At 65.6% G+C, this 20200-nt stretch carries 15 protein-coding genes; 3 read left to right on the top strand and 12 right to left on the bottom strand.

Annotated elements, in window-relative coordinates:
* The first annotated feature begins 206 nt into the window (after window positions 1-206).
* Window positions 207-746, top strand: a complete 540-nt coding sequence (locus ACIP1U_RS22120; RefSeq protein ID WP_400319360.1) for a GNAT family N-acetyltransferase — start codon at window positions 207-209, stop codon at window positions 744-746.
* A gap of 86 nt (window positions 747-832) precedes the next feature.
* Here ACIP1U_RS22120 and ACIP1U_RS22115 read toward each other — a convergent pair whose 3' ends face one another.
* The 11 genes from ACIP1U_RS22115 to pilM form a co-directional block, all read right to left on the bottom strand.
* Window positions 833-2296, bottom strand: a complete 1464-nt coding sequence (locus ACIP1U_RS22115; protein WP_400319357.1) for a glutamate synthase subunit beta — start codon at window positions 2294-2296, stop codon at window positions 833-835.
* 133 nt (window positions 2297-2429) lie between these two features.
* Entirely contained in the window at window positions 2430-7136 is a 4707-nt protein-coding gene (locus ACIP1U_RS22110) for a glutamate synthase-related protein (protein ID WP_400319597.1), read from the bottom strand.
* 379 nt (window positions 7137-7515) lie between these two features.
* Window positions 7516-8241, bottom strand: a complete 726-nt coding sequence (locus ACIP1U_RS22105; protein ID WP_400319354.1) for a transposase — start codon at window positions 8239-8241, stop codon at window positions 7516-7518.
* An 83-nt stretch (window positions 8242-8324) separates the two neighbouring features.
* Window positions 8325-9461: a deoxyguanosinetriphosphate triphosphohydrolase gene (locus ACIP1U_RS22100; RefSeq protein ID WP_400319351.1), complete on the bottom strand. Its 1137-nt coding sequence runs from the start codon at window positions 9459-9461 to the stop codon at window positions 8325-8327.
* A gap of 57 nt (window positions 9462-9518) precedes the next feature.
* Complete coding sequence (gene aroB / locus ACIP1U_RS22095; protein WP_400319348.1) at window positions 9519-10625, bottom strand: 3-dehydroquinate synthase; 1107 nt, start codon at window positions 10623-10625, stop codon at window positions 9519-9521.
* Window positions 10622-11155, bottom strand: coding sequence for a shikimate kinase (locus ACIP1U_RS22090; RefSeq protein ID WP_133093536.1), 534 nt, complete (start codon window positions 11153-11155; stop codon window positions 10622-10624). Before ACIP1U_RS22090 ends, aroB begins: the two co-directional genes overlap by 4 nt.
* Before the next feature lie 351 nt (window positions 11156-11506).
* The gene (gene pilQ / locus ACIP1U_RS22085; RefSeq protein ID WP_400319346.1) at window positions 11507-13639 is read right to left on the bottom strand and encodes a type IV pilus secretin PilQ; all 2133 of its coding nucleotides are present in this window, start codon (window positions 13637-13639) and stop codon (window positions 11507-11509) included.
* Window positions 13636-14196 carry a pilus assembly protein PilP gene (locus ACIP1U_RS22080; protein WP_400319344.1) on the bottom strand — a complete coding sequence of 187 codons (561 nt, stop codon included), beginning with the start codon at window positions 14194-14196 and terminating at the stop codon, window positions 13636-13638. Before ACIP1U_RS22080 ends, pilQ begins: the two co-directional genes overlap by 4 nt.
* Complete coding sequence (locus tag ACIP1U_RS22075) at window positions 14193-14864, bottom strand: type 4a pilus biogenesis protein PilO (protein ID WP_400319341.1); 672 nt, start codon at window positions 14862-14864, stop codon at window positions 14193-14195. The genes ACIP1U_RS22080 and ACIP1U_RS22075 overlap by 4 nt, the downstream gene beginning before the upstream one ends.
* 2 nt (window positions 14865-14866) lie before the next feature.
* The gene (locus tag ACIP1U_RS22070; protein WP_400319338.1) at window positions 14867-15535 is read right to left on the bottom strand and encodes a PilN domain-containing protein; all 669 of its coding nucleotides are present in this window, start codon (window positions 15533-15535) and stop codon (window positions 14867-14869) included.
* Window positions 15536-15552: 17 nt separating this feature from the next.
* The gene (gene pilM, locus ACIP1U_RS22065; protein WP_400319594.1) at window positions 15553-16623 is read right to left on the bottom strand and encodes a type IV pilus assembly protein PilM; all 1071 of its coding nucleotides are present in this window, start codon (window positions 16621-16623) and stop codon (window positions 15553-15555) included.
* A gap of 379 nt (window positions 16624-17002) precedes the next feature.
* Here pilM and ACIP1U_RS22060 point away from each other — a divergent pair, with 379 nt between their 5' ends.
* Window positions 17003-19375, top strand: coding sequence for a penicillin-binding protein 1A (locus ACIP1U_RS22060; protein WP_400319335.1), 2373 nt, complete (start codon window positions 17003-17005; stop codon window positions 19373-19375).
* Between the two features lie 78 nt (window positions 19376-19453).
* On the opposite strand, the gene cyaY is transcribed toward ACIP1U_RS22060, so the two are convergent.
* Window positions 19454-19789 carry an iron donor protein CyaY gene (gene cyaY, locus ACIP1U_RS22055; protein WP_400319332.1) on the bottom strand — a complete coding sequence of 112 codons (336 nt, stop codon included), beginning with the start codon at window positions 19787-19789 and terminating at the stop codon, window positions 19454-19456.
* Between the two features lie 177 nt (window positions 19790-19966).
* On the opposite strand from cyaY, the gene ACIP1U_RS22050 reads away from it, so the two are divergent.
* The gene (locus ACIP1U_RS22050) at window positions 19967-20200 is read left to right on the top strand and encodes a hypothetical protein (protein ID WP_400319591.1); all 234 of its coding nucleotides are present in this window, start codon (window positions 19967-19969) and stop codon (window positions 20198-20200) included.

The following is a 20200-nucleotide window of genomic DNA, read 5'->3' as shown; positions in this document are numbered from 1 at the left end:
TGGGGAAAAAGGATTCGCGAGGCGGTTTCCGTTAGTTGTTTTTTGAAAATTGTAAGTAGATTGCCCGGACGGCCACAGGCACGTAAACCATAGCCGGGAGAACCCTGAAGGCCTTGTCCAGCCTTGCCAAACGCGCCATGGGCGAGCCCGGCCGCCGCCCTTGCCGGACCGCCGAACGGCATAGCCCCCCTGGCTATAATGGCGCAATGACGATGTTTCCCCAGCGGCTCATGACGGTCGCCGACCTGCCTGCCGTGCTGGCGGTGCAGGCCGCCTGCTATACGGACGTGCTGCTGGAAGGCCGCGACGCGCTCGCCAGCCGGCTGGCGCTCTCCCCCACCACGTGCTGGGTCGCCGATGATCCGCGCCGGACCGGTACCTTGGCCGCCTACCTGTTCACCCACGCCTGGCCCAAGACCAGCCTGCCCCCGCTCGATGGCCTGCTCGACGACCACTGGCGCCAGGCGCCAACGCCGGCGCCCCTGACCTGGTTCGTCCATGACATGGCCGTGGCGCCCGCCGGCCGTGGCGGCGGGCTGGCGGCACGCCTGTACGCGGCAGCGCAAGCGGGTGCGGTGGCGGCCGGACTGAAACATTCGCGGCTGATTGCCGTACAGTCGGCGGCGCCCTGGTGGCGCAGGCTCGGGTACGCGCCGGTGGCGGCGGAGGCCGCGGCGCGGCACGCCGACAAGCTGGCGGACTATGGCGCCGCTGCGGTCCTGATGGAAAAGACGCTGGCCGGCTGAGACCAGCCGCGGCGCCGCGTCCGCAACCAGCAAAAAGCCCGCCGGCTTGCGCCAGGCGGGCTTTTTGTTGTGGCAGTGACCTTGGATCAGCGCGGCAGGTCGGTATGCCCCATCAGGAACACATCGACCGAACGCGCGGCCTGGCGGCCTTCGCGGATGGCCCACACCACCAGCGACTGGCCACGGCGCACGTCGCCGGCGGCGAACACCTTGGGCACGTTGGTGTGGTACGCACGCTCGCCCTCGGTCGGGGCCTTGGCGTTCTTGCGCGCATCGGTGTCCACGCCAAACGCTTCCAGCATCGAACCCACCGGGTTGGTGAAGCCCATCGCCAGCAACACCAGGTCGGCCGGCAGGATGAACTCGCTGCCTTCGACTTCCTGCATGCGGCCATCCTTCCATTCGACGCGGCAGGCCTTCAGCGCGGTGACCTTGCCGTTCTCGCCGATGAATTCCTTGGTGGCGACCGACCAGTCGCGCTCGCAGCCTTCGTCGTGCGACGACGAGGTGCGCAGCTTGATCGGCCAGTACGGCCACACCAGCGGCTTGTTCTCTTCTTCCGGCGGCTGCGGCAGCAGTTCAAACTGTGTCACCGAGGTGGCGCCGTGGCGGTTGGACGTGCCCACGCAGTCGGAGCCGGTATCGCCGCCACCGATCACGATCACGTTCTTGCCTTCGGCGCGGATGTCGTTGGCGCCATCGCCAGCCACTTCCTTGTTCTGCGGGATCAGCATTTCCAGCGCGAAGTGGATGCCGTTCAGGTCGCGGCCCGGCACCGGCAGGTCACGCGGCACTTCCGAGCCCCCTGCCAGCACCACGGCGTCGAACTGGTCCATCAGGGCCTGGGCCGAAATCGTTTCACGCGCGTAGTTCTTGATGCCGGCCGGCAGTTCGCCATCGGTCACCATCACACCGGCGCGGAAGGTCACGCCTTCTGCCTGCATCTGTTCCATGCGGCGGTCGATCAGCGACTTCTCCATCTTGAAGTCGGGGATGCCGTAGCGCAGCAGGCCGCCGATGCGGTCGTTCTTCTCGAACACGGTCACGTCATGGCCGGCGCGTGCCAGCTGCTGCGCGGCAGCCATGCCGGCGGGGCCGGAGCCGACCACGGCGACGGTCTTGCCGGTCTTGTGGCGCGGCAGTTGCGGTGCAACCCAGCCTTCTTCCCAGGCCTTGTCGATGATGGCGTGCTCGATCGACTTGATGCCCACGGGCAGCTCGTTGATGCCCAGCGTGCAGGCGGCCTCGCACGGTGCCGGGCAGATGCGGCCGGTGAACTCGGGGAAGTTGTTGGTCTGGTGCAGCACCTCGATCGCCGACTTCCAGTCCTGGCGGTACACCAGGTCGTTGAAGTCAGGGATGATGTTGTTGACCGGGCAGCCGTTGTTGCAGAACGGGATGCCGCAGTCCATGCAGCGCGCACCCTGGATCTTCGCTTCGCTGTCGGACAGCGCGAACACGAATTCCTTGTAGTGCTTCACGCGCTTGACTACCGGTTCGTAGCCCTCATTCTGGCGCGGAAATTCGAGAAAGCCAGTCGCCTTACCCATGTTGCGTCCTTGGTCATGCTGCGCGGGACCGGCGGCTTCGCCGGCCCTGCGGTGGGGTCAGTATCTTGTCAGGGCCGCAGCGGCTTGCCGCGACCCGTCGCTACGTTGGTTTGCTGCGCTCGGCTAGCTGCGGTCAGGCCGCGATGGCTTCGCGGTCGCTGTCGCGGGCTGCCTGTTCCTTGGCGTACATCTCGCCCAGCGCGCGCTTGTACTCGGTCGGGAAGACCTTGACGAACTTGCGGCGTGCCGTGGTCCAGTCAGCCAACAGCGCCTTGGCGCGCTCGGAACCGGTGTAGCGGAAGTGCTGCTCGATCAGGTTGCGCAGGATGACTTCATCCAGCACGCGCTTGCCGTCGACCTTGTGCCACGAGGCCTGGGGCTGGCCCTTCTCCTGGTCGGCCGAGGCGAGCACCGCTTCCAGTGCCACCATCGAGGTGTTGCAGCGCTTGTCGAACAGGCCGTCCTCGTCATAGACGTAGGCTACGCCACCCGACATGCCGGCCGCGAAGTTGCGGCCGGTGCCGCCGAGCACCACCACCGTGCCGCCGGTCATGTACTCGCAACCGTGGTCGCCGGTGCCTTCCACTACCGCCACGGCGCCGGAGTTGCGCACCGCGAAGCGCTCGCCGGCCACGCCGTTGAAGAACGCTTCACCGGCGATGGCACCGTACAGCACGGTGTTGCCGACGATGATGTTGCGGGTCGGATCGCCGCGGAACTCATGCGGAGCGCGCACGATCACGCGGCCCCCCGACAGGCCCTTGCCGACGTAGTCGTTGCCGTCGCCCACCAGGTCCAGCGTGATGCCGTGCGCCAGGAACGCGCCGAACGACTGGCCGGCGGTGCCTTGCAGCTGGATATGGATGGTGTCGTCAGGCAGGCCTTCGTGGCCGTACTGCTTGGCGACCACGCCGGACAGCATCGCGCCGACGGTGCGGTTGACGTTCTTGACCGGCTGGATGAACGACACGCGCTCGCCCTTTTCGATCGCCGGACGGGCCTTGGCGATCAGCACATGGTCCAGCGCCTTGCCGGCTTCCTGCGACAGGCCGTGGTCCTGCACGTCGGTGTGGTACAGCGGCACGTCCGCGCCCAGAGACACCTGGTGGAAGATGCGGCTGAAGTCCAGGCCGCGCGCCTTCCAGTGCTCGATGCCAGCCTTGGTGTCGAGCAGGTCGGCGCGGCCGATCAGCTCGTCGAAGGTGCGGATGCCCAGCTGGGCCATGATCTCGCGCGCTTCCTCGGCAACAAAGAAGAAGAAGTTGACCACGTGCTCCGGCTTGCCCTGGAACTTCTTGCGCAGCTGCGGATCCTGCGTGGCCACGCCCACCGGACAGGTATTCAGGTGGCACTTGCGCATCATGATGCAGCCTTCGGCAACCAGCGGTGCCGTGGCGAAGCCGAACTCGTCGGCACCCAGCAGCGCGCCGATGACGACGTCGCGGCCGGTCTTCATCTGGCCGTCGGCCTGCACGCGGATGCGGTTGCGCAGGCCGTTGAGCAGCAGCGTCTGCTGCGTCTCGGCCAGGCCCAGCTCCCACGGCGTGCCGGCGTGCTTGATCGACGACCACGGCGAGGCGCCGGTGCCACCGTCGTGACCAGCGATCACGACGTGGTCGGCCTTGGCCTTCGACACACCCGCGGCCACCGTGCCGACGCCCACTTCGGACACCAGCTTGACCGAGATATCCGACGACGGGTTGACGTTCTTCAGGTCGTGGATCAGCTGCGCCAGGTCCTCGATCGAGTAGATGTCGTGGTGCGGGGGCGGCGAGATCAGGCCCACGCCCGGCACCGAGTAACGCAGCTTGCCGATGTAGTCCGAGACCTTGTGGCCCGGCAACTGGCCGCCTTCACCCGGCTTGGCGCCCTGCGCCATCTTGATCTGGATCTGGTCGGCGGAGGCCAGGTACTCGGCGGTCACGCCGAAACGGCCCGATGCCACCTGCTTGATCTTCGAGCGCAGCGAGTCGCCGTCCTTCAGCGGCAGGTCGGCCTCGATCACATCGCCCAGCAGGCTCTTCAGGCTGTCGCCCTGCTTGATGGGGATACCGCGCAGTTCATTGCGATAGCGCTTCTCGTCTTCGCCGCCTTCGCCGGTGTTCGACTTGCCGCCGATGCGGTTCATGGCGACAGCAAGCGTGGCATGGGCTTCGGTCGAGATCGAGCCGAGCGACATCGCGCCGGTGGCGAAGCGCCGCACGATCTCCTTGGCGGGCTCGACTTCTTCCAGCGGAATCGCCTTGGCCGGATCGACCTTGAACTCGAACAGACCGCGCAGCGTCATGTGGCGCTTGCTCTGGTCGTTGATGATGTTGGCGTATTCCTTGTACGTCTGGTAAGCGCCCTTGCCGTCGTCAGCGCGCACCGAGTGCTGCAGCTTGGCGATCGAGTCCGGGGTCCACATGTGCTCTTCGCCGCGGATGCGGTAGGCGTACTCGCCGCCGGCGTCCAGCATGTTCTCCAGCACCGGGCTGTTGCCAAAGGCGTCCGTGTGCAGGCGCAGCGCTTCCTCGGCCACTTCGAAGATGCCGATGCCCTCGACGTTCGACGGCGTGCCGTGGAAGTACTTCTGCACCAGTTCGCGCGACAGGCCGATGGCTTCAAAGATCTGCGCGCCGGTGTACGACATGTAGGTGGAGATGCCCATCTTGGACATCACCTTGAACAGGCCCTTGCCGACCGCCTTGACGAAGTTCTTGACCGCCTTCTCGGGCGACAGGTCGCCCGACAACCCGCTGGCCATGTCGGCCAGGGTTTCCATCGCCAGGTACGGGTGCACGGCTTCGGCGCCATAGCCGGCCAGCAGCGCGAAGTGGTGCACTTCACGCGCGGTGCCGGTCTCGACCACCAGGCCGGTGGACGTGCGCAGACCCTTCTCCACCAGGTGGTGGTGGATGGCGGACGTGGCCAGCAGCGCGGGGATGGCGACGTGGTCGGCATCCACCGGGCGGTCGGTCACGATCAGGATGTTGTAGCCCGAACGCACCGCATCCACGGCTTCGGCGCACAGCGAGGCCAGGCGCGCTTCGATGCCTTCCTTGCCCCAGGCGGTCGGGTAGCAGATGTTCAGTTCGTACGAACGGAACTTGCCGCCGGTGTAGTGCTCGATGTTGCGGATCTTGGCGATGTCCTTGAAGTCCAGCACGGGCTGGGACACTTCAAGGCGCATCGGCGGGTTGATGTTGTTCAGCTCCAGCAGGTTCGGCTTCGGGCCGATGAACGACACCAGCGACATCACCATGTTCTCGCGGATCGGGTCGATCGGCGGGTTGGTCACCTGGGCGAACAGCTGCTTGAAGTAGTGGTACAGCGTCTTGTTCTTGGACGAAAGGATCGCCAGCGGCGAGTCGTTGCCCATCGAGCCGGTGGCTTCTTCGCCGGCCAGCGCCATCGGCGCCATCAGGAACTTGACGTCTTCCTGGGTGTAGCCGAAGGCCTGCTGGCGGTCCAGCAGCTTGGCCACGGGCTTCTTCTCGGCGGCGACGTCTTCCGGCTTGGCGTCGATCTCGTCCAGCTTGATGCGGACGGCGTCGATCCAGCTCTTGTACGGCTTGGCGTTGGCCAGGTTGTCCTTGAGTTCCTTGTCGTCGATGATGCGGCCCTGTTCCATGTCGATCAGGAACATCTTGCCTGGCTGCAGGCGCCACTTTTCCACGATGCGCGACTCGGGGAACGGCAGCACGCCGGCTTCCGAGGCCAGCACCACGACGTCGTCCTCGGTCACGTAGAAACGTGCCGGGCGCAGGCCGTTGCGGTCCAGCGTGGCGCCGATCTGGCGGCCATCGGTAAAGCAGATCGCGGCGGGGCCGTCCCACGGCTCCATCATGGCGGCGTGGTATTCGTAGAAGGCGCGACGGTTGTCGTCCATCAGCGTGTGCTGTTCCCAGGCTTCCGGGATCATCATCATCATCGCGTGGACGAGCGGGTAGCCGGCCATCGTCAGCAGTTCGAGGCAGTTGTCGAACGATGCCGTATCGGACTGGCCCGGGTAGATCAGCGGCCACAGCTTGGGCAGGTCGTCGCCCAGCACCGGCGACGAGATCGCGCCGGTACGGGCGTTGATCCAGTTGACGTTGCCCTTGACCGTGTTGATTTCGCCGTTGTGGGCGACCATGCGGTACGGGTGGGCCAGTTCCCAGGCCGGGAAGGTGTTGGTCGAGAAGCGCTGGTGCACCAGTGCCAGGGCCGACACGGCGCGCTGGTCCTGCAGGTCCAGGTAGTACTCGCCGACCTGGTTGGCCAGCAGCAGGCCCTTGTACACCACGGTACGGGCCGACATCGACGGCACGAAGTATTCCTTGCCGTGCTTGAGCTTGAGCGCCTGGATGGCGTGGCTGGCGGTCTTGCGGATGACGTAGAGCTTACGTTCCAGCGCGTCCGTGGTCATGATGTCGCGGCCGCGACCGATGAAGATCTGGCGGATCACCGGCTCGGTCTTGCGCACCGTGGGGGACATCGGCATGGCGGCATCGACCGGCACGTCGCGCCAGCCCAGCACGACCTGGCCTTCCAGGCGGACCGTGCGCTCCAGTTCCTGTTCGCAGGCCAGGCGCGAGGCGTGTTCCTTCGGCAGGAAGATCATGCCGACGCCGTATTCGCCGGCGGGCGGCAGGCTCACGCCCTGCGCGGCCATTTCTTCACGGTAGAACTGGTCCGGGATCTGGATCAGGATACCGGCGCCGTCGCCCATCAGCGCGTCCGCGCCGACGGCACCCCGGTGATCCAGGTTCTCCAGGATCTTCAGGCCCTGGGAGACGATCTCGTGGGACTTCTTGCCCTTGATATGCGCGACCATGCCGACGCCGCAGGCGTCATGCTCGTTGGTCGGGTCGTACATGCCTTGCGCCTGCGGACGCAGGTCGAGGGCGGAGGAAGACTCGCTGATTTGCTCGCTGGTCTGCGCTTGGGCCGAAAGATTTTTCGTTTGGTCCACGGGCTGAATTCCGGTGAAGGCTGCGCGAACTGCTGGACACTACCGGAACGGGGACCGCGCGCTTTCTTCTTTACATCCACCCAAACCGGTGGACCGGCGGGAAAGGAAAATGGGGACGAAGCTGTCTGCGGGCCGCAGCGGCGTACACGAGCGTGACGCGCCGCACAATGACTGTGGGTGGAGCAACTATATGGGAATCCTGAAAGCCTCGCAAAAATTTTAAATGGGGTCAGAACACATTTAATATGGCACCGTTTCGGTGATTGAATTAAATGGGGCCAGATTAAGTTTGTGCGGCTGACGCCATGTCGATCGAGGTGGCCCGCACCTTTTTGGGGCGCCCCTTCGGTAGCGGTTGGACACGGCGCGTTGCACCCCGCTCAAGTTGCGCCAGGAATGCCTCATCGCCGAGAGGCCAACCGCTGTGGGCATGACTTCGAAGGGTCTGCAGCATGCGGCCCGTAAGGCCCTCGGCGGTCAGCATGCGGTAGTTTGACTGGCGCTCGAACGGGGTATTGCCCAGCTCCCAATACGCGGAGTGGTCGCTCACCAATGGGCTCGCCTCAATACCGGCGTGATGGCGGTAGCTGCTCCAGCGATCCGCCTCGGGGGTCGACACCTCTCCGGCGCGCAGCGCGTTGCCTTCGACATACAGCATGGCCGGCAGCATCCATGGCGCCGGCTCGAATACGGCCGAGCGGAAGCGTCCTTCCCACAGCGTGCCGGTGCGATTGGCGACGCAATTGAAGTAGCGCGCATAGCGGCGGCCGACCGCCTGCATGGTCAGGCTGAGCGAATCCGGCCCCTTGGGCGTGGCCACAAGGTGGACATGATTGGGCCGCAGCGCGTAGGCGTGGACCGCCAGGTCATGCTCGCGCGCGGCCATGCGCAGACAGTCGAGGTAGTGCAGGTAATCGTCCGGGCCGAGAAAGACGTCCTGGCGATTGTTGCCACGTTGCAACACCAGGGCGGGAAGTCCGGCGGGGGAGAAACGGGGAAGGCGGGCCATGGCAGGTCATGGGAACGTCGATGCCCGCATGATAGCCTGATCCGTCCCCAATTATCTGAAGGGCCTGCGCCCTTCCTTGCGTATCAGTTACCCTCGCTGACCGCGAAGATGCGCCGGTGCTCGCGGATCGCATAACGGTCCGTCATGCCGGCGATGTAATGCGCGATCAGCCGCGACTGGTCGGCGCCGTGGCCCGCCTGATACTGCGGCGGCAGCAGGCGCGGATCGGACATGAAGGCCCCGAACAGGTCGCCGACAATGCGCTGGGCCTTGGCCGACATCCGCATCACCAGGTAATGCCGGTACAGGTGCCGGAACAGGAAGCGCTTCAATGCCGCCGCTTCCTCATGAAGTTGGGGACTGAAGCCCACCAGGGGGCCGGCGGCTCGCACCGCGTCGATATTGCGTGGGTTGGCGGCGGCGATATTGTGGCTGGTGGTCTCGATCAGGTCGACAATCAGCGTGTTGATCATGCGCCGGACCGTCTCGTTGATGGCGCGCCGGCCATTGACGCCGGGGAAGGCGTCGGCCACCTCGGCGCGGTGGCGCGCCCACATCGGGACTTCGTCCAGTTGCTCCAGCGTCAGCAGGCCGGAGCGCAGGCCATCGTCGATATCGTGGTTGTTGTAGGCGATCTCGTCGGCCAGGTTGGCCAGCTGCGCCTCCAGCGACGGCTGGGTGCCCTCCAGGAAGCGCCGGCCCAGTTCGCCCAGCGCCGCGGCATTGACGCGCGAGCAATGCTTCAGGATGCCCTCGCGGGTCTCGAAGGTCAGGTTCAGGCCATTGAAGCCACCGTAGCGCTCCTCCAGCTCGTCCACCACCAGCAGGCTCTGCAGGTTGTGCTCGAAGCCGCCATGGTTCTTCATGCAGGCGTTGAGCGCATCCTGCCCGGCGTGGCCGAAAGGGGTATGGCCAAGGTCGTGCGCCAGCGAGATGGCTTCGACCAGGTCTTCGTTAAGGCGCAGGTTGCGGGCGATCGAGCGGGCGATCTGCGCCACCTCCAGGCTATGGGTCAGCCGGGTGCGGAACAGGTCCCCTTCATGGTTGACGAAGACCTGGGTCTTGTATTCGAGCCGCCGGAACGCAGTGCTGTGGATGACCCGGTCCCGGTCGCGCTGGAATTCGCTGCGCGACTGCGACGCGGGTTCGGCATGCACCCGACCGCGCGTCTGCGCGGAGCGGGCGGCGTACGGGGCGAGGTGGCTTTCAAAGTCGGTCATGCGGCAATCCGTTGGCTGGAGGTTTGGGGGCCTGGGTTGCGAGGCATAACCGGTCAATCAAGCGACCGTGGCCTCGGTGGGAGGTTTAAGCACCGCGTGCTGCAGGGTGGCACGCAGATCGGCGTCCGGCACCGTGGTGATGAACGCCTCGCCGAGCTTCTTCAGCAGGATGAACTTGATACTGCCGGCCTCGGCCTTCTTGTCGACCTTCATCATTTCGATATAGCGGTCGGTGCCCAGTTCCGGTGCCACCACCGGCAGGTTGGCTGCCTGGGTCAGCTGGCGGATGCGGGCGCGCGTCTCGATATCGATAAAACCGAGCCGCAGCGACAGGTCCGCGGCCATCACCATGCCGCAGCCCACCGCTTCACCGTGCAGCCAGGCACCGTAACCCATTCCGGCCTCGATCGCATGGCCGAAGGTGTGGCCAAAGTTGAGGATGGCACGCAGGCCGCCCTCGCGCTCGTCCTGCGCCACCACGCCCGCCTTGATTTCACACGAACGTTGCACCGCCACCGCCATCAGATCAGGGTCGCAGTCGTTCAGCGCCTTGATATTGCGCTCGATCCAGGCAAAGTACTCGGCGTCGGCGATGGCGCCGTGCTTGATCACCTCGGCCATGCCGGCGGCCAGTTCGCGCGGGGGCAGCGTGCCCAGCGTGTCGATATCCGCGATCACCACGTTGGGCTGGTGGAACGCGCCGATCATGTTCTTGCCGAGCGGGTGGTTGATGCCGGTCTTGCCGCCCACCGACGAATCCACCTGCGACAGCAGCGTGGTCGGCACCTGGATGAACGGCACACCGCGCATGTAGCAGGCGGCGGCAAACCCGGTCATGTCGCCCACCACCCCGCCGCCCAGCGCGACCAGCGTGGACTTGCGGTCGGCGCCGGCCTGCAGCAACGCGTCGAAGATCAGGTTCAGCGTTTCCCACTGCTTGAAGGCCTCGCCATCGGGGAGCGTGACCGTGCGCACGGTCTTGCCGAGCGACTTCAGGCTGGCCTCGACGCGCGCCGCATAGAGCGGCCCCACGGTTTCGTTGGTGACGATGACGGCGTGCTGGCCGCGCACGTGCGGGCGCAGCAGTTCGGCGTTGTCGAGCAGGCCGGTACCGATATGGATGGGGTAGCTGCGCGCTCCCAGGTCGACTTCAAGCGTGATCATGGATGAGTGGGGTCCTGCGGCGCCGGTTGCGGGGGATCGATCGCAAAGCCGGCCATTTCAAGTTGCATCAACACCATATTAGCAAGCTGCGCCACCGAAGGCTTGCCGGTTTCAATAATGAAATCCGCCACCTCGCGGTAAAGCGGGTCGCGCTGGGCGTACAGCGCCTCGAGCTTGCCCTTGGGGTCTTCGGTCTGCAGCAGCGGGCGGTTCCGGTCGTGCCGGGTGCGCAGCCACAGGTCGTGAGGGCTTGCGCGCAGGTAGACCACGGTGCCGCGGGCTTTCAGCACCTCTCGGTTTTCGGCGCGCAGCACCGCGCCGCCGCCGGTGGCCAGCACAATGCCCTGGCGCCCGGCCAGTTCTCGGATCATCGCGGTCTCGCGGTCGCGGAAGCCGGCTTCGCCCTCGACCTCGAAGATCACCGGGATGCGCACGCCGCAGTGCGCCTCGATCTCGTGATCGGAATCGAAAAACGGATAATGCAGACGCCGCGCCACCGTGCGGCCCACGGTGGTCTTGCCGGCCCCCATCAAGCCGACGAAAAAGAGATTGGGTCGATCGGATTCCGGTCGGTCGGATTCCTGTCGATCGGGGTGCGGGTGCGGTGCCGACCCTGTCGCAGAGGCTGTCACGGGACTGTCGTTCGGGAGCGCGGCGCCTGAGCCGCCCTCCCCGGTTAGGAACTGCATCATCTTCTTATGTTGTGGTGCGCACGGCAAGTGCCGGATGCAGCATCAGCCACATCGCTGCCGGTCCTGCCGTGCCGCCGGCCTCCTCCAGGCCTGGCTGGCCGCCGGACGGACCGGCGGCAAACAAAAAAGGCCGCATCGATCGATGCGGCCTGCCAGTCTACTGTATCCGGCGCGACGCACCGGGCGCGATCACCGAAGCGACACGCTTTCGTTCAGGATCCGCGGCGTCAGGAACACCAGCAGCTCGGTCCGGTTACGGACCTTGGCATTGTTCTTGAACAGGTAACCCAGCACCGGGATATCGCCCAGCAGCGGCACCTTGTCGGTGTCGTTGGACTCGGTCTGCGTGTAGATGCCGCCAATCACCACGGTGCCACCGTTCTCCACCAGCACCTGCGTCTGCACATGCTTGGTGTCGATGGCAAAGCCCGAGGTGGTCTGGATACCGACACTGTCCTTGTTCACGTCCACGTCCAGCAGCACATTGCCTTCAGGCGTGATCTGCGGCGTCACTTCCAGCTTCAGGTTGGCCTTGCGGAACTGCACCGAGGTGGCGCCGCTGGACGTGGCGGCCTGGTACGGCAGCTCGGTGCCCTGCTCGATCAGCGCCTTGATGTTGTTAGCGGTGACCACGCGCGGGCTGGAGATGATCTTGCCCTTGCCGTCCGCCTCCAGCGCCGACAGCTCCAGCGCCAGGAAGCGGGTGGCCGCGCTGTTGAACAGGCTGACCGCGATGTTGGCCGGGTTGGTGCCGTTGATCGAGCCGGCCGGCAGGCTGAGGAACGGGCCGTTGTCCGAGGTCGCGCCCGGCAGCACGTTGTTATAGGTATTGCCTACCTTCGCGTTGTTGTACTGCCCGGCGAAGCCCAGCTTCACGCCAAGGTTGCGGCTGAAGGAATCGGTAGCCTCGACGATGCGCGCCTCGATGATGACCTGGCGCACCGGGATGTCGATCTTGCCGATAAAGCTCTGTACCTCTTCCAGCTTGCTGGCAATATCCGACACGAACAGCTGGTTGGTGCGCGCATCGGCGGTCAGCGAGCCGCGCTTGGACAGCATGCGCGCGCTCGCGCCCGCGCCGCCGGCCACACCAACCGGGGTCGCGGCGCTGCCGGCGCCGCCGGCCCCCATGCCCAGCAGCATCCGGCGCACGTCTTCGGCGCGCTGGTAGTTGAGCTGGAAGACCTGGCTGCGGATCGGCTCGAGGTCATTGATCTGCTGCTGCGACTCCAGCTCGAGCTTTTCCTTGGTCTGGAGTTCCGCCTTGGGCGCCACCCACAGCACATTGCCGTTGCGGCGCGAGGCCAGCCCCTTGGCATCCATCACGATCTGCAGGGCCTGGTCCCACGGCACATCCTTCAGCCGCAGCGTGATATTGCCCTGCACGCTTTCGCTGGTGATGATGTTCAAGTTGGTGAAGTCCGCGAACACCTGCAGCAGCGAACGGATGTCGATGTTCTGGAAGTTCAGCGACAGGCGCTCGCCCCGGTAGCCCGGGCCGCTGATCAGCTTGGTCGGGTCTTCCTTGATGGGGCGCACCTCGACCACGAATTGCGTGTCGGTCTGGTAGGAGCTGTATTCCCAATGACCACGCGGCTCGATGGTCAGGCGCGCGTTGCCGTTGGTGTCGGAGGCAAGCAGGCTCTGCACCGGCGAGCCGAAGTCGCTGACATCAAAGCGCCGCCGCAGGTGGTCAGGCAGCGTGGTGCCGAGGAAATCGACCACCACGTTCTTGCCCTGCTGCGCGATATTGATGCCCGAATCGCGCGAGGACAGGTCCACCACCAAGCGCCCTGCGCCGTCCGCACCGCGCCGGAAATCGATATGACGCACCGAAGGCCGCGCCGCCGCGGCCGCAGGCGTCAGCGGCGCAGCCGGGGCGAACGTGGGCGCGGCGTTCTTGACCGCCGGCGCCACATTGTCCAGCGCCACCACGAAGACATTGCCGCGCTGGTCGGTGCGATACGTGGCGTTGCGCGTGAGTTCGAGAATCACGCGGGTGCGGTTGCCGATCTGCACCACGTTGGCGGCCTTGACCAGCTTGCCGCCGTAGTCATATTGCGCGCGTCCCTTGGCAATGCCGGTATCGGCAAAATCGATCGCAAGCCGTGCCGGGTTCTGCGTGGTGAAATCCATCGGCTTCTGCGCCAACGGCCGTTCGAGTTCGACCGTGAACACGGTCTGCTCGCCGACCGTGCTGACGTCTACTGCCTTGATGCGGTTGCTTTGTGCCAGTGCTGCCGGTGCGGCAATCAGCAGCCACAGCGCCAGCGTCGCGCTTGCGGCGCCCGCGAGCGCACGATACCAGCGCGCGGGGGTCATGCCGACACCTCCAGCTTGAGGCTGGTCATTTTCTCTTTCCACTCGGATACCCCCTCCCGGACTAATTCGCGCAACACGATCTCCTGATCGGTGATGCGGACCACCCGGCCATAACTCTGGCCGAGATACTGACCCACCTTCACGTGGTGGATCTTGTTATCGACGCGTACGATGCCGAAGGTCTCCCCCTGCTTTTTCAGCATCCCGAGCATCTTGAAATTCTCGAGGGGGTAGTCTTCCAGCGGCTGGCGCGGCCGCCCGGCTTCGGGCGAATCCGAAAGCGTCTTGTTCAGTTCGCCGATCTTGGCCTGGGCGAAGGGCTCCGGCGCATTGGCCGCGGCGTACTCGCGCGGCACGTAGGGCCTGGCTTCGGGCAACGGCTCGGGCGGCTTGGCGCGAGCGTTGCGCGTAGCGTCCATCCACTGGTGCAGCATGTCTTCGTCGCTGGCACCGCAGGCGCCGAGCAGGCCGGCAGCAAGCATGGCGGCCGCGAGCACGCGAGGCGATGCCCGCAGGCTCGACCATGCCGAGCCGCTAGTACGATGGGTGCGGCTCATTTGGCACCTCCCGTCTTGGCAGTGGCGGCAGCCGCAGCGGCCTTGCGTTGTGCAGCCTGCTCGTCAGGATCGAGCGCACGGTACGCCATTGCCACTGCCTCCATCGAGAGGCCGCCCTCCTTGGTATGGGCAAGCTGCAGGCTCTGCATCGACACGATCCGCGACAGCGCGGCCACGTCGGCATTGAACTGCGCCACCTCGTGGTAGCGGCCGGTCACGCGCAGGTTCACGGGGATCTCGGCAAAGTAAGGCTTGAGCACCGCCGCCTGCGGCTTGAACAGCTCGAACTGCAAGCCGCGCGCCACGCCGGCATGGTTGACGTCGGCAAGCAGCGCGTCCATCTCGGTCTTGTTAGGCAGCTGCCGCTCCAGCAGGGCGACGCGTTGCTCGACCTGCTTCTTCTGTTCGCGCAACGCGTCAAGGTTGGCCACCTGCGCCACCTTGGACTGGTACGCCTGCTTCAGGTTTTCCTGCTCCAGCCGCTGGCGGTCGAGCTCGTCGAACTTGCCGCTCCAGTAGAACTGCCAGCCCAGCAGCAGCACCAGCGCCGCTGCCGCCACGGCGAACAGTACGCGTGGCGCCGCCGGCCATGTTTCAGGCTCGTTAAGGTTGAGCCCGCGGAACTGGCTTGTCAGGTCGGCCAGGTTGATTTCGGTATTGAGCGCCATGGTCAGGCTGCCTTTCCGGATGCGGCTGCAGGGGCGGAAGCGGGTGCGGCGGCGGGATTGCCCGGCGTGCTTTTCTTGCCATTGGCGCCCGGTGGCGTTTCCGGCGCGCGGTACGCGAAGCGCATCGAGAAGTCGAACAGCCGGCGCTGCTCGCGCAGGTTATTGGTCATGGTGACCGCCTTGGACTCGACCAGCTCGGCCTTGTCGAGCCATGGCACACCGCCAAGGTTGCGCAGCAGCTCGGAAATGCGCTCGTTGGACTGGGCCACGCCGGCGATGGTGAAGGTCTCGCCCGCCTGCTTCAGGCTGGTCAGGTAAACGCCTTCCGGCACCTGGCGCACCAGTTCTTCCAGCAGCTGGACCGGGCGGTTGCGCTCGGTCTGCAGGCTTTCCACCGCCTTCTGACGCTGCAGCAGCGCGTCGATATCCTTCTTGAGGTTGTTGACCTCGCGAATCTGGCCGTCGAGCCTGGCGTTCTCCGTGCTCAGCACCTGGTTCAATGCGGCCACGGAATCGATACGCCCGTCGATATAGAGACCGCCCAGCAGCACAACCGCGGCACCGGCCGTGGCGGCGCCGGCCAGCATGGAATAGACCTTCTTGCGCCGCGCCGCCTTGCGGGCTTCGTGGTAAGGCAGCAGGTTGACCGAAGGCAGCGTGTTCGTAGACATTCAATGCCTCCGGTGCGTTATTGCAGGCCGCGCAGGGCCAGGCCCGCACTGACGATATACGCCGGCAGGTCGCGCTGCAGATAGCGCTCGTTGACCTTGGCGTTGGTCGCCATGTTGGCAAACGGATTCGCCAGCGTGGTGGTGATCTTGGTCTGCTGCTGGATCGCCGCCTGCACGCCCAGCAGCGAGGCATGGCCGCCCGACAGCAGGATCTCGTCGACGCGTCCCAGGCTGGAGCTGGAGATGAAGTTGCCGATCGCGGCCTGCACTTCCAGCGCCAGCGCATCGAGCGAGGGCTTGAGCAGTTGCGCGCGCCACGCTTCGGGCAGCGTGTTCTTGCGCTTCTTGATCTCGGCCTTGAGCGCGTCGAGCGTGAACATGCGCGCCGCGCTCTGCGTGAGCTGGTCGCCGTAGCTGTTCAGCGGTTGCTCATAGAGCTCTTTCCAGCCCTGGTAGAAAATCGCCTTGGAGCGGCTGCCGCCGAGGTGGACGACGGCCACCACGGGCAGCGCACGGGCATCGGCCTCGGACATCTCCTGGGGCACGCCCAGCATCTGCACGATCGAGCGCTGCACCGCGTACTCTTCGACGTCCATCACCTGCGGCTTGAGCCCGGCCATTTCAGCAGCGGTCACGCGCTCCTGCACGCGGTCGCTGTTGGCCGCGGTGACGCGCACGCCAATGCCGCCCTCGGTCTCGCTTGGACCGATCACGGCGAAGTCGAAGTTGACCGCCTGCGATGGCGGATAGAGCCGGTGTGCCTCGGACTCGACCTGCGAATACAGTTCGTCCTCGGACAGGTTGTCCGGCAGGCTGACCGTCTGTGATTCGGTGAGCATGGACGGCACGCCCAGCACCACGTCTTTCGAGCGGATTCCGGCCTTGCCGAGCGCACGCTTGAGCGCGATCCCGACGGCTTCAATGTTGATGACGTTGCCATCGGCAACGGCGTTGCGGTCCAGCAGTTCGCTGGCGCACTTTTCCAGCCGATAGTCGTGCTTGCCGCCACCGACGGACAGCTCGACTACCTTGATACTGGACGACCCGATATCCACGCCGACCGTAGTCCGGCGCAGAAGCCCCGACAAAATGCCCCGTTGCAAGGTGACCCCCCTGACTTTGAACTCGCCCACGGCTTGTACGCTCTAATCGGGCGAGCCTTGTTTCTTGACCGAAACACTTGCTCTTTTATGTTGGCCGATTCTCACAAAAACCGGCATCGGTGGCAATGTGCCGGTCTGACCACGCTTCCTTTTTCAGAAGGCTCTCGCCAATCCGTTGTCAAAACCCCACGGTCGTCGGGTTCCCTTCCGCCTAAGCTTGCTGCATGTAACTTCGCCCTGCTTGTCGCCTTCCGCCGCTTTACATCTTGTAACAGCGCGGTAGCGGCGCGCGGGGCACTGCGCGACCGGCGCGCCCGATGCCGGAAGATATAATGCCCGGCACCCCTGACTAGGTATTTTCCTTATGGCCACAGCACAACAGAAGCATCCTGCCCGCCGCCCGATCTGGGCGCGTTTCATGTTCTGGGCGGTGGGGCTGGTTGTTGCCGGTGCCGTCATGATCGCGCTGCTGCTTGGCTATGCGCTGCTGGTGGCCGCGCCCAACCTGCCCTCGCTGGACACCATCACCGACTACCGGCCCAAGATCCCGTTGCGGATCTACACGGCGGACAATGTGCTGATCGGCGAGTTCGGCGAAGAGCGCCGCAACTTCGTGCCGATCGCCGAGATCCCCGACGTGATGAAAAAGGCCGTCCTGGCGATCGAGGACGACCGCTTCTACGAACACGGTGGCGTCGACTTCGTCGGCGTGTTGCGCGCGGGGCTGGCCAACCTGCGCGGGGGGCTGTCGCAAGGTGCATCGACCATCACCATGCAGGTGGCGCGCAACTTCTTCCTGTCGAGCGAGAAGACCTACACCCGCAAGATCTACGAGATGCTGCTGGCGTACAAGATCGAGGCCAACCTGAACAAGGACCAGATCCTCGAGCTGTATATGAACCAGATCTACCTGGGCCAGCGCGCGTACGGCTTCGACAGCGCCGCGCGCGTGTACTTCGGCAAGTCGGTGCGCGACGTGACGCCGGCCGAGGCCGCGATGCTGGCCGGCCTGCCCAAGGCGCCATCGGCTTACAACCCGGTGGTCAACCCGCGCCGCGCCAAGGTGCGCCAGGAATACATCCTGCAGCGCATGCGCGATCTGCGCTACATCACCCCCGAGCAATATGACGCGGCGGTGCGCGAGGAACTGAAGGTGCGCACCGAGGGCAACGAATTCTCGACCCACGCCGAGTATGTCGCCGAAATCGTGCGCCAGCTGATGTATGCGCAGTACCGAGAAGAAACCTATACGCGCGGCCTGACGGTCTACACCACGCTGACCAAACCCGACCAGGATGCCGCGTATGAAGCCGTGCGCACCGGCATCATGAACTACGAGCGCAAGCACGGCTACCGCGGCCCCGAGGCCTTTATCGACCTGCCTTCCGATCCGGCCGAGCGCGAGCAGGCGATCGACGATGCGCTGGTCGAGCACCCGGGCAGCGGCGACCTGCGCTCGGCCGTGGTCACCAGCGTGTCGTCCAAGCAGGTCAAGGCCACGCTGCTGTCGGGCGAGGTGGCGACCATCGAAGGCTCGGCGCTGCGCTTTATCTCGCCGTCGATGTCGGCGAACGCGCAGCCCAAGATGAAGATGCGCCCCGGCGCGATCATCCGCGTGACGCAGGATGACAAGGGCACCTGGTCGGTCACGCAGCTGCCGGAAGTGGCCGCCGCGTTCGTATCGCTGAACCCGCAGGACGGCGAGATCCGCTCGATGGTGGGCGGCTTCGACTTCAACCGCAACAAGTTCAACCACGTGACGCAGGCCTGGCGCCAGCCGGGTTCGAGCTTCAAGCCGTTCATCTATTCGGCGGCGCTGGAAAAGGGCTTCTCGCCGGCCACGGTGATCAACGACGCGCCGCTGACGATCGGCCCCGATACCGGCGGCCAGGTGTGGGAGCCGAAGAACTACGACGGCCGCTTCGAAGGCCCGATGACCATGCGCCGCGCACTGGCCAAGTCCAAGAACCTGGTTTCGGTGCGGATCCTGCGCGCGATCGGCACGCAGTATGCGCAGGACTACATCACCCGCTTCGGCTTCGAGGCGGACAAGCACCCGGCCTACCTGCCAATGGCGCTGGGCTCGGGCGCCGTGACGCCGCTGCAGATGGCGGGCGCGTACTCGGTGTTCGCCAACGGCGGCTACCGCGTCAACCCGTACCTGATCCAGAAGGTGGTGGATGCGCGCGGCAACGTGATCTCCGAAACCCATCCGCAACGCGCGGGCACCGACGCCGTGCGCGTGCTCGACGCACGCACCGCGTTTATCGCCGACACCATGCTGCGCGACGTGGTCCGCTTCGGCACCGCCAACAGCGCCAAGCAGCGCCTGGGCCGCAACGACCTGGCCGGCAAGACCGGTACCACCAACGATGCGGTCGATGCCTGGTTCGCCGGCTACACGCCCAATCTGGTGGCGATCGCCTGGATGGGCTACGACCAGCCCAAGAGCCTGGGCGTGCGCGAGACCGGCGGCGGGCTGGCGCTGCCGATCTGGGTCAGCTACATGAGCAAGGCGCTCAAGGGCGTGCCCGAGTCGCCGGAGCGGCCGGCGCCGGAAGGCGTGCTGATGGTGGGCGGCGACTGGGCCTTCGAGGAGAACGCGGGCGGTGCCGGCGTGGCCTCGGTCGGCCTGGGCGATCCGTGGCCGGGCAAGCCGGACGAATCCATGACGACACCGTCGCCGGATACCGAGCAGGAAAAGCGCAAGATCCTGGAGATGTTCGGCGGCGCCTGACCGGTCCGCCAGAATCCGCCAGAAAGCAGAAAAGCCGGCCATGGCCGGCTTTTCTTTTTTGCGCAACGCGTGCCGGCTTCAGCCCAGATTGAGCGTGGTGCCGGCCTGCTCGCTCACATAGCCCGACAGCGCCGCGTACAGCTCGCCGCCGTTGCGCGTGTCGACCCAGCGCTCGCCCTCGCGGCGGAAGTGGAAGCCGCCGGAGCGCGCCGCTACCCACAGTTCCTGCATCGGCGCCTGGCTGTTGATGATGATCTTGGAGCCGTTCTCGAACTCCAGCTCCATCACGTTGCCGGTGCGGCTGATTTCCACATCGGCATCGGCCGCGTCGGCGGCCGCTTCGACCGCTGCTTCGATGCGGTCCAGCTCCTGCGTGGCCAGGGCCAGGAAGTCGCTTTCGCTCAGGGGGGGCATGCTAAACTCCGAGACCGCCGTTGCTGCCGCTGCCCGGACCGGGCGTACGTGGCGCGAACGGCGTTTTTTTGTTGAGAATTCACGCAGAGCTTGGACGACCCGGCCCGTTATGCGTCATTGCGCCGGAATCCGCCAACGCCATGCCAACAGCCTAAAGGACGACCGATGGGACGACCGATGCTGCGTCGTGTTGCAATTGTATCGGCGTTTGCCGCCACCCTTGCGATGCCCCTGCTGGCCGGATGCGGCATCCGCGGGCCGCTGACCATGCCCAAGGTACCGCCCGAGCCGACTGCGCCCACCGTGGCCGATCCCGGCCTGGGCCGCACCGATGCGGTGCCCCTTCCGGCGCCTGCGCCGGCTCCGGCCAGCCAGCCGGCATCGTCGCCCGCCGCCCCCACTACCCGATAA

This window comes from Cupriavidus sp. NPDC089707, assembly GCF_044748965.1.
GTDB lineage: Bacteria > Pseudomonadota > Gammaproteobacteria > Burkholderiales > Burkholderiaceae > Cupriavidus.
The sequence above is the reverse complement of the archived record's forward strand: the minus strand, read 5'-3'. Positions and strand labels throughout refer to the sequence as shown.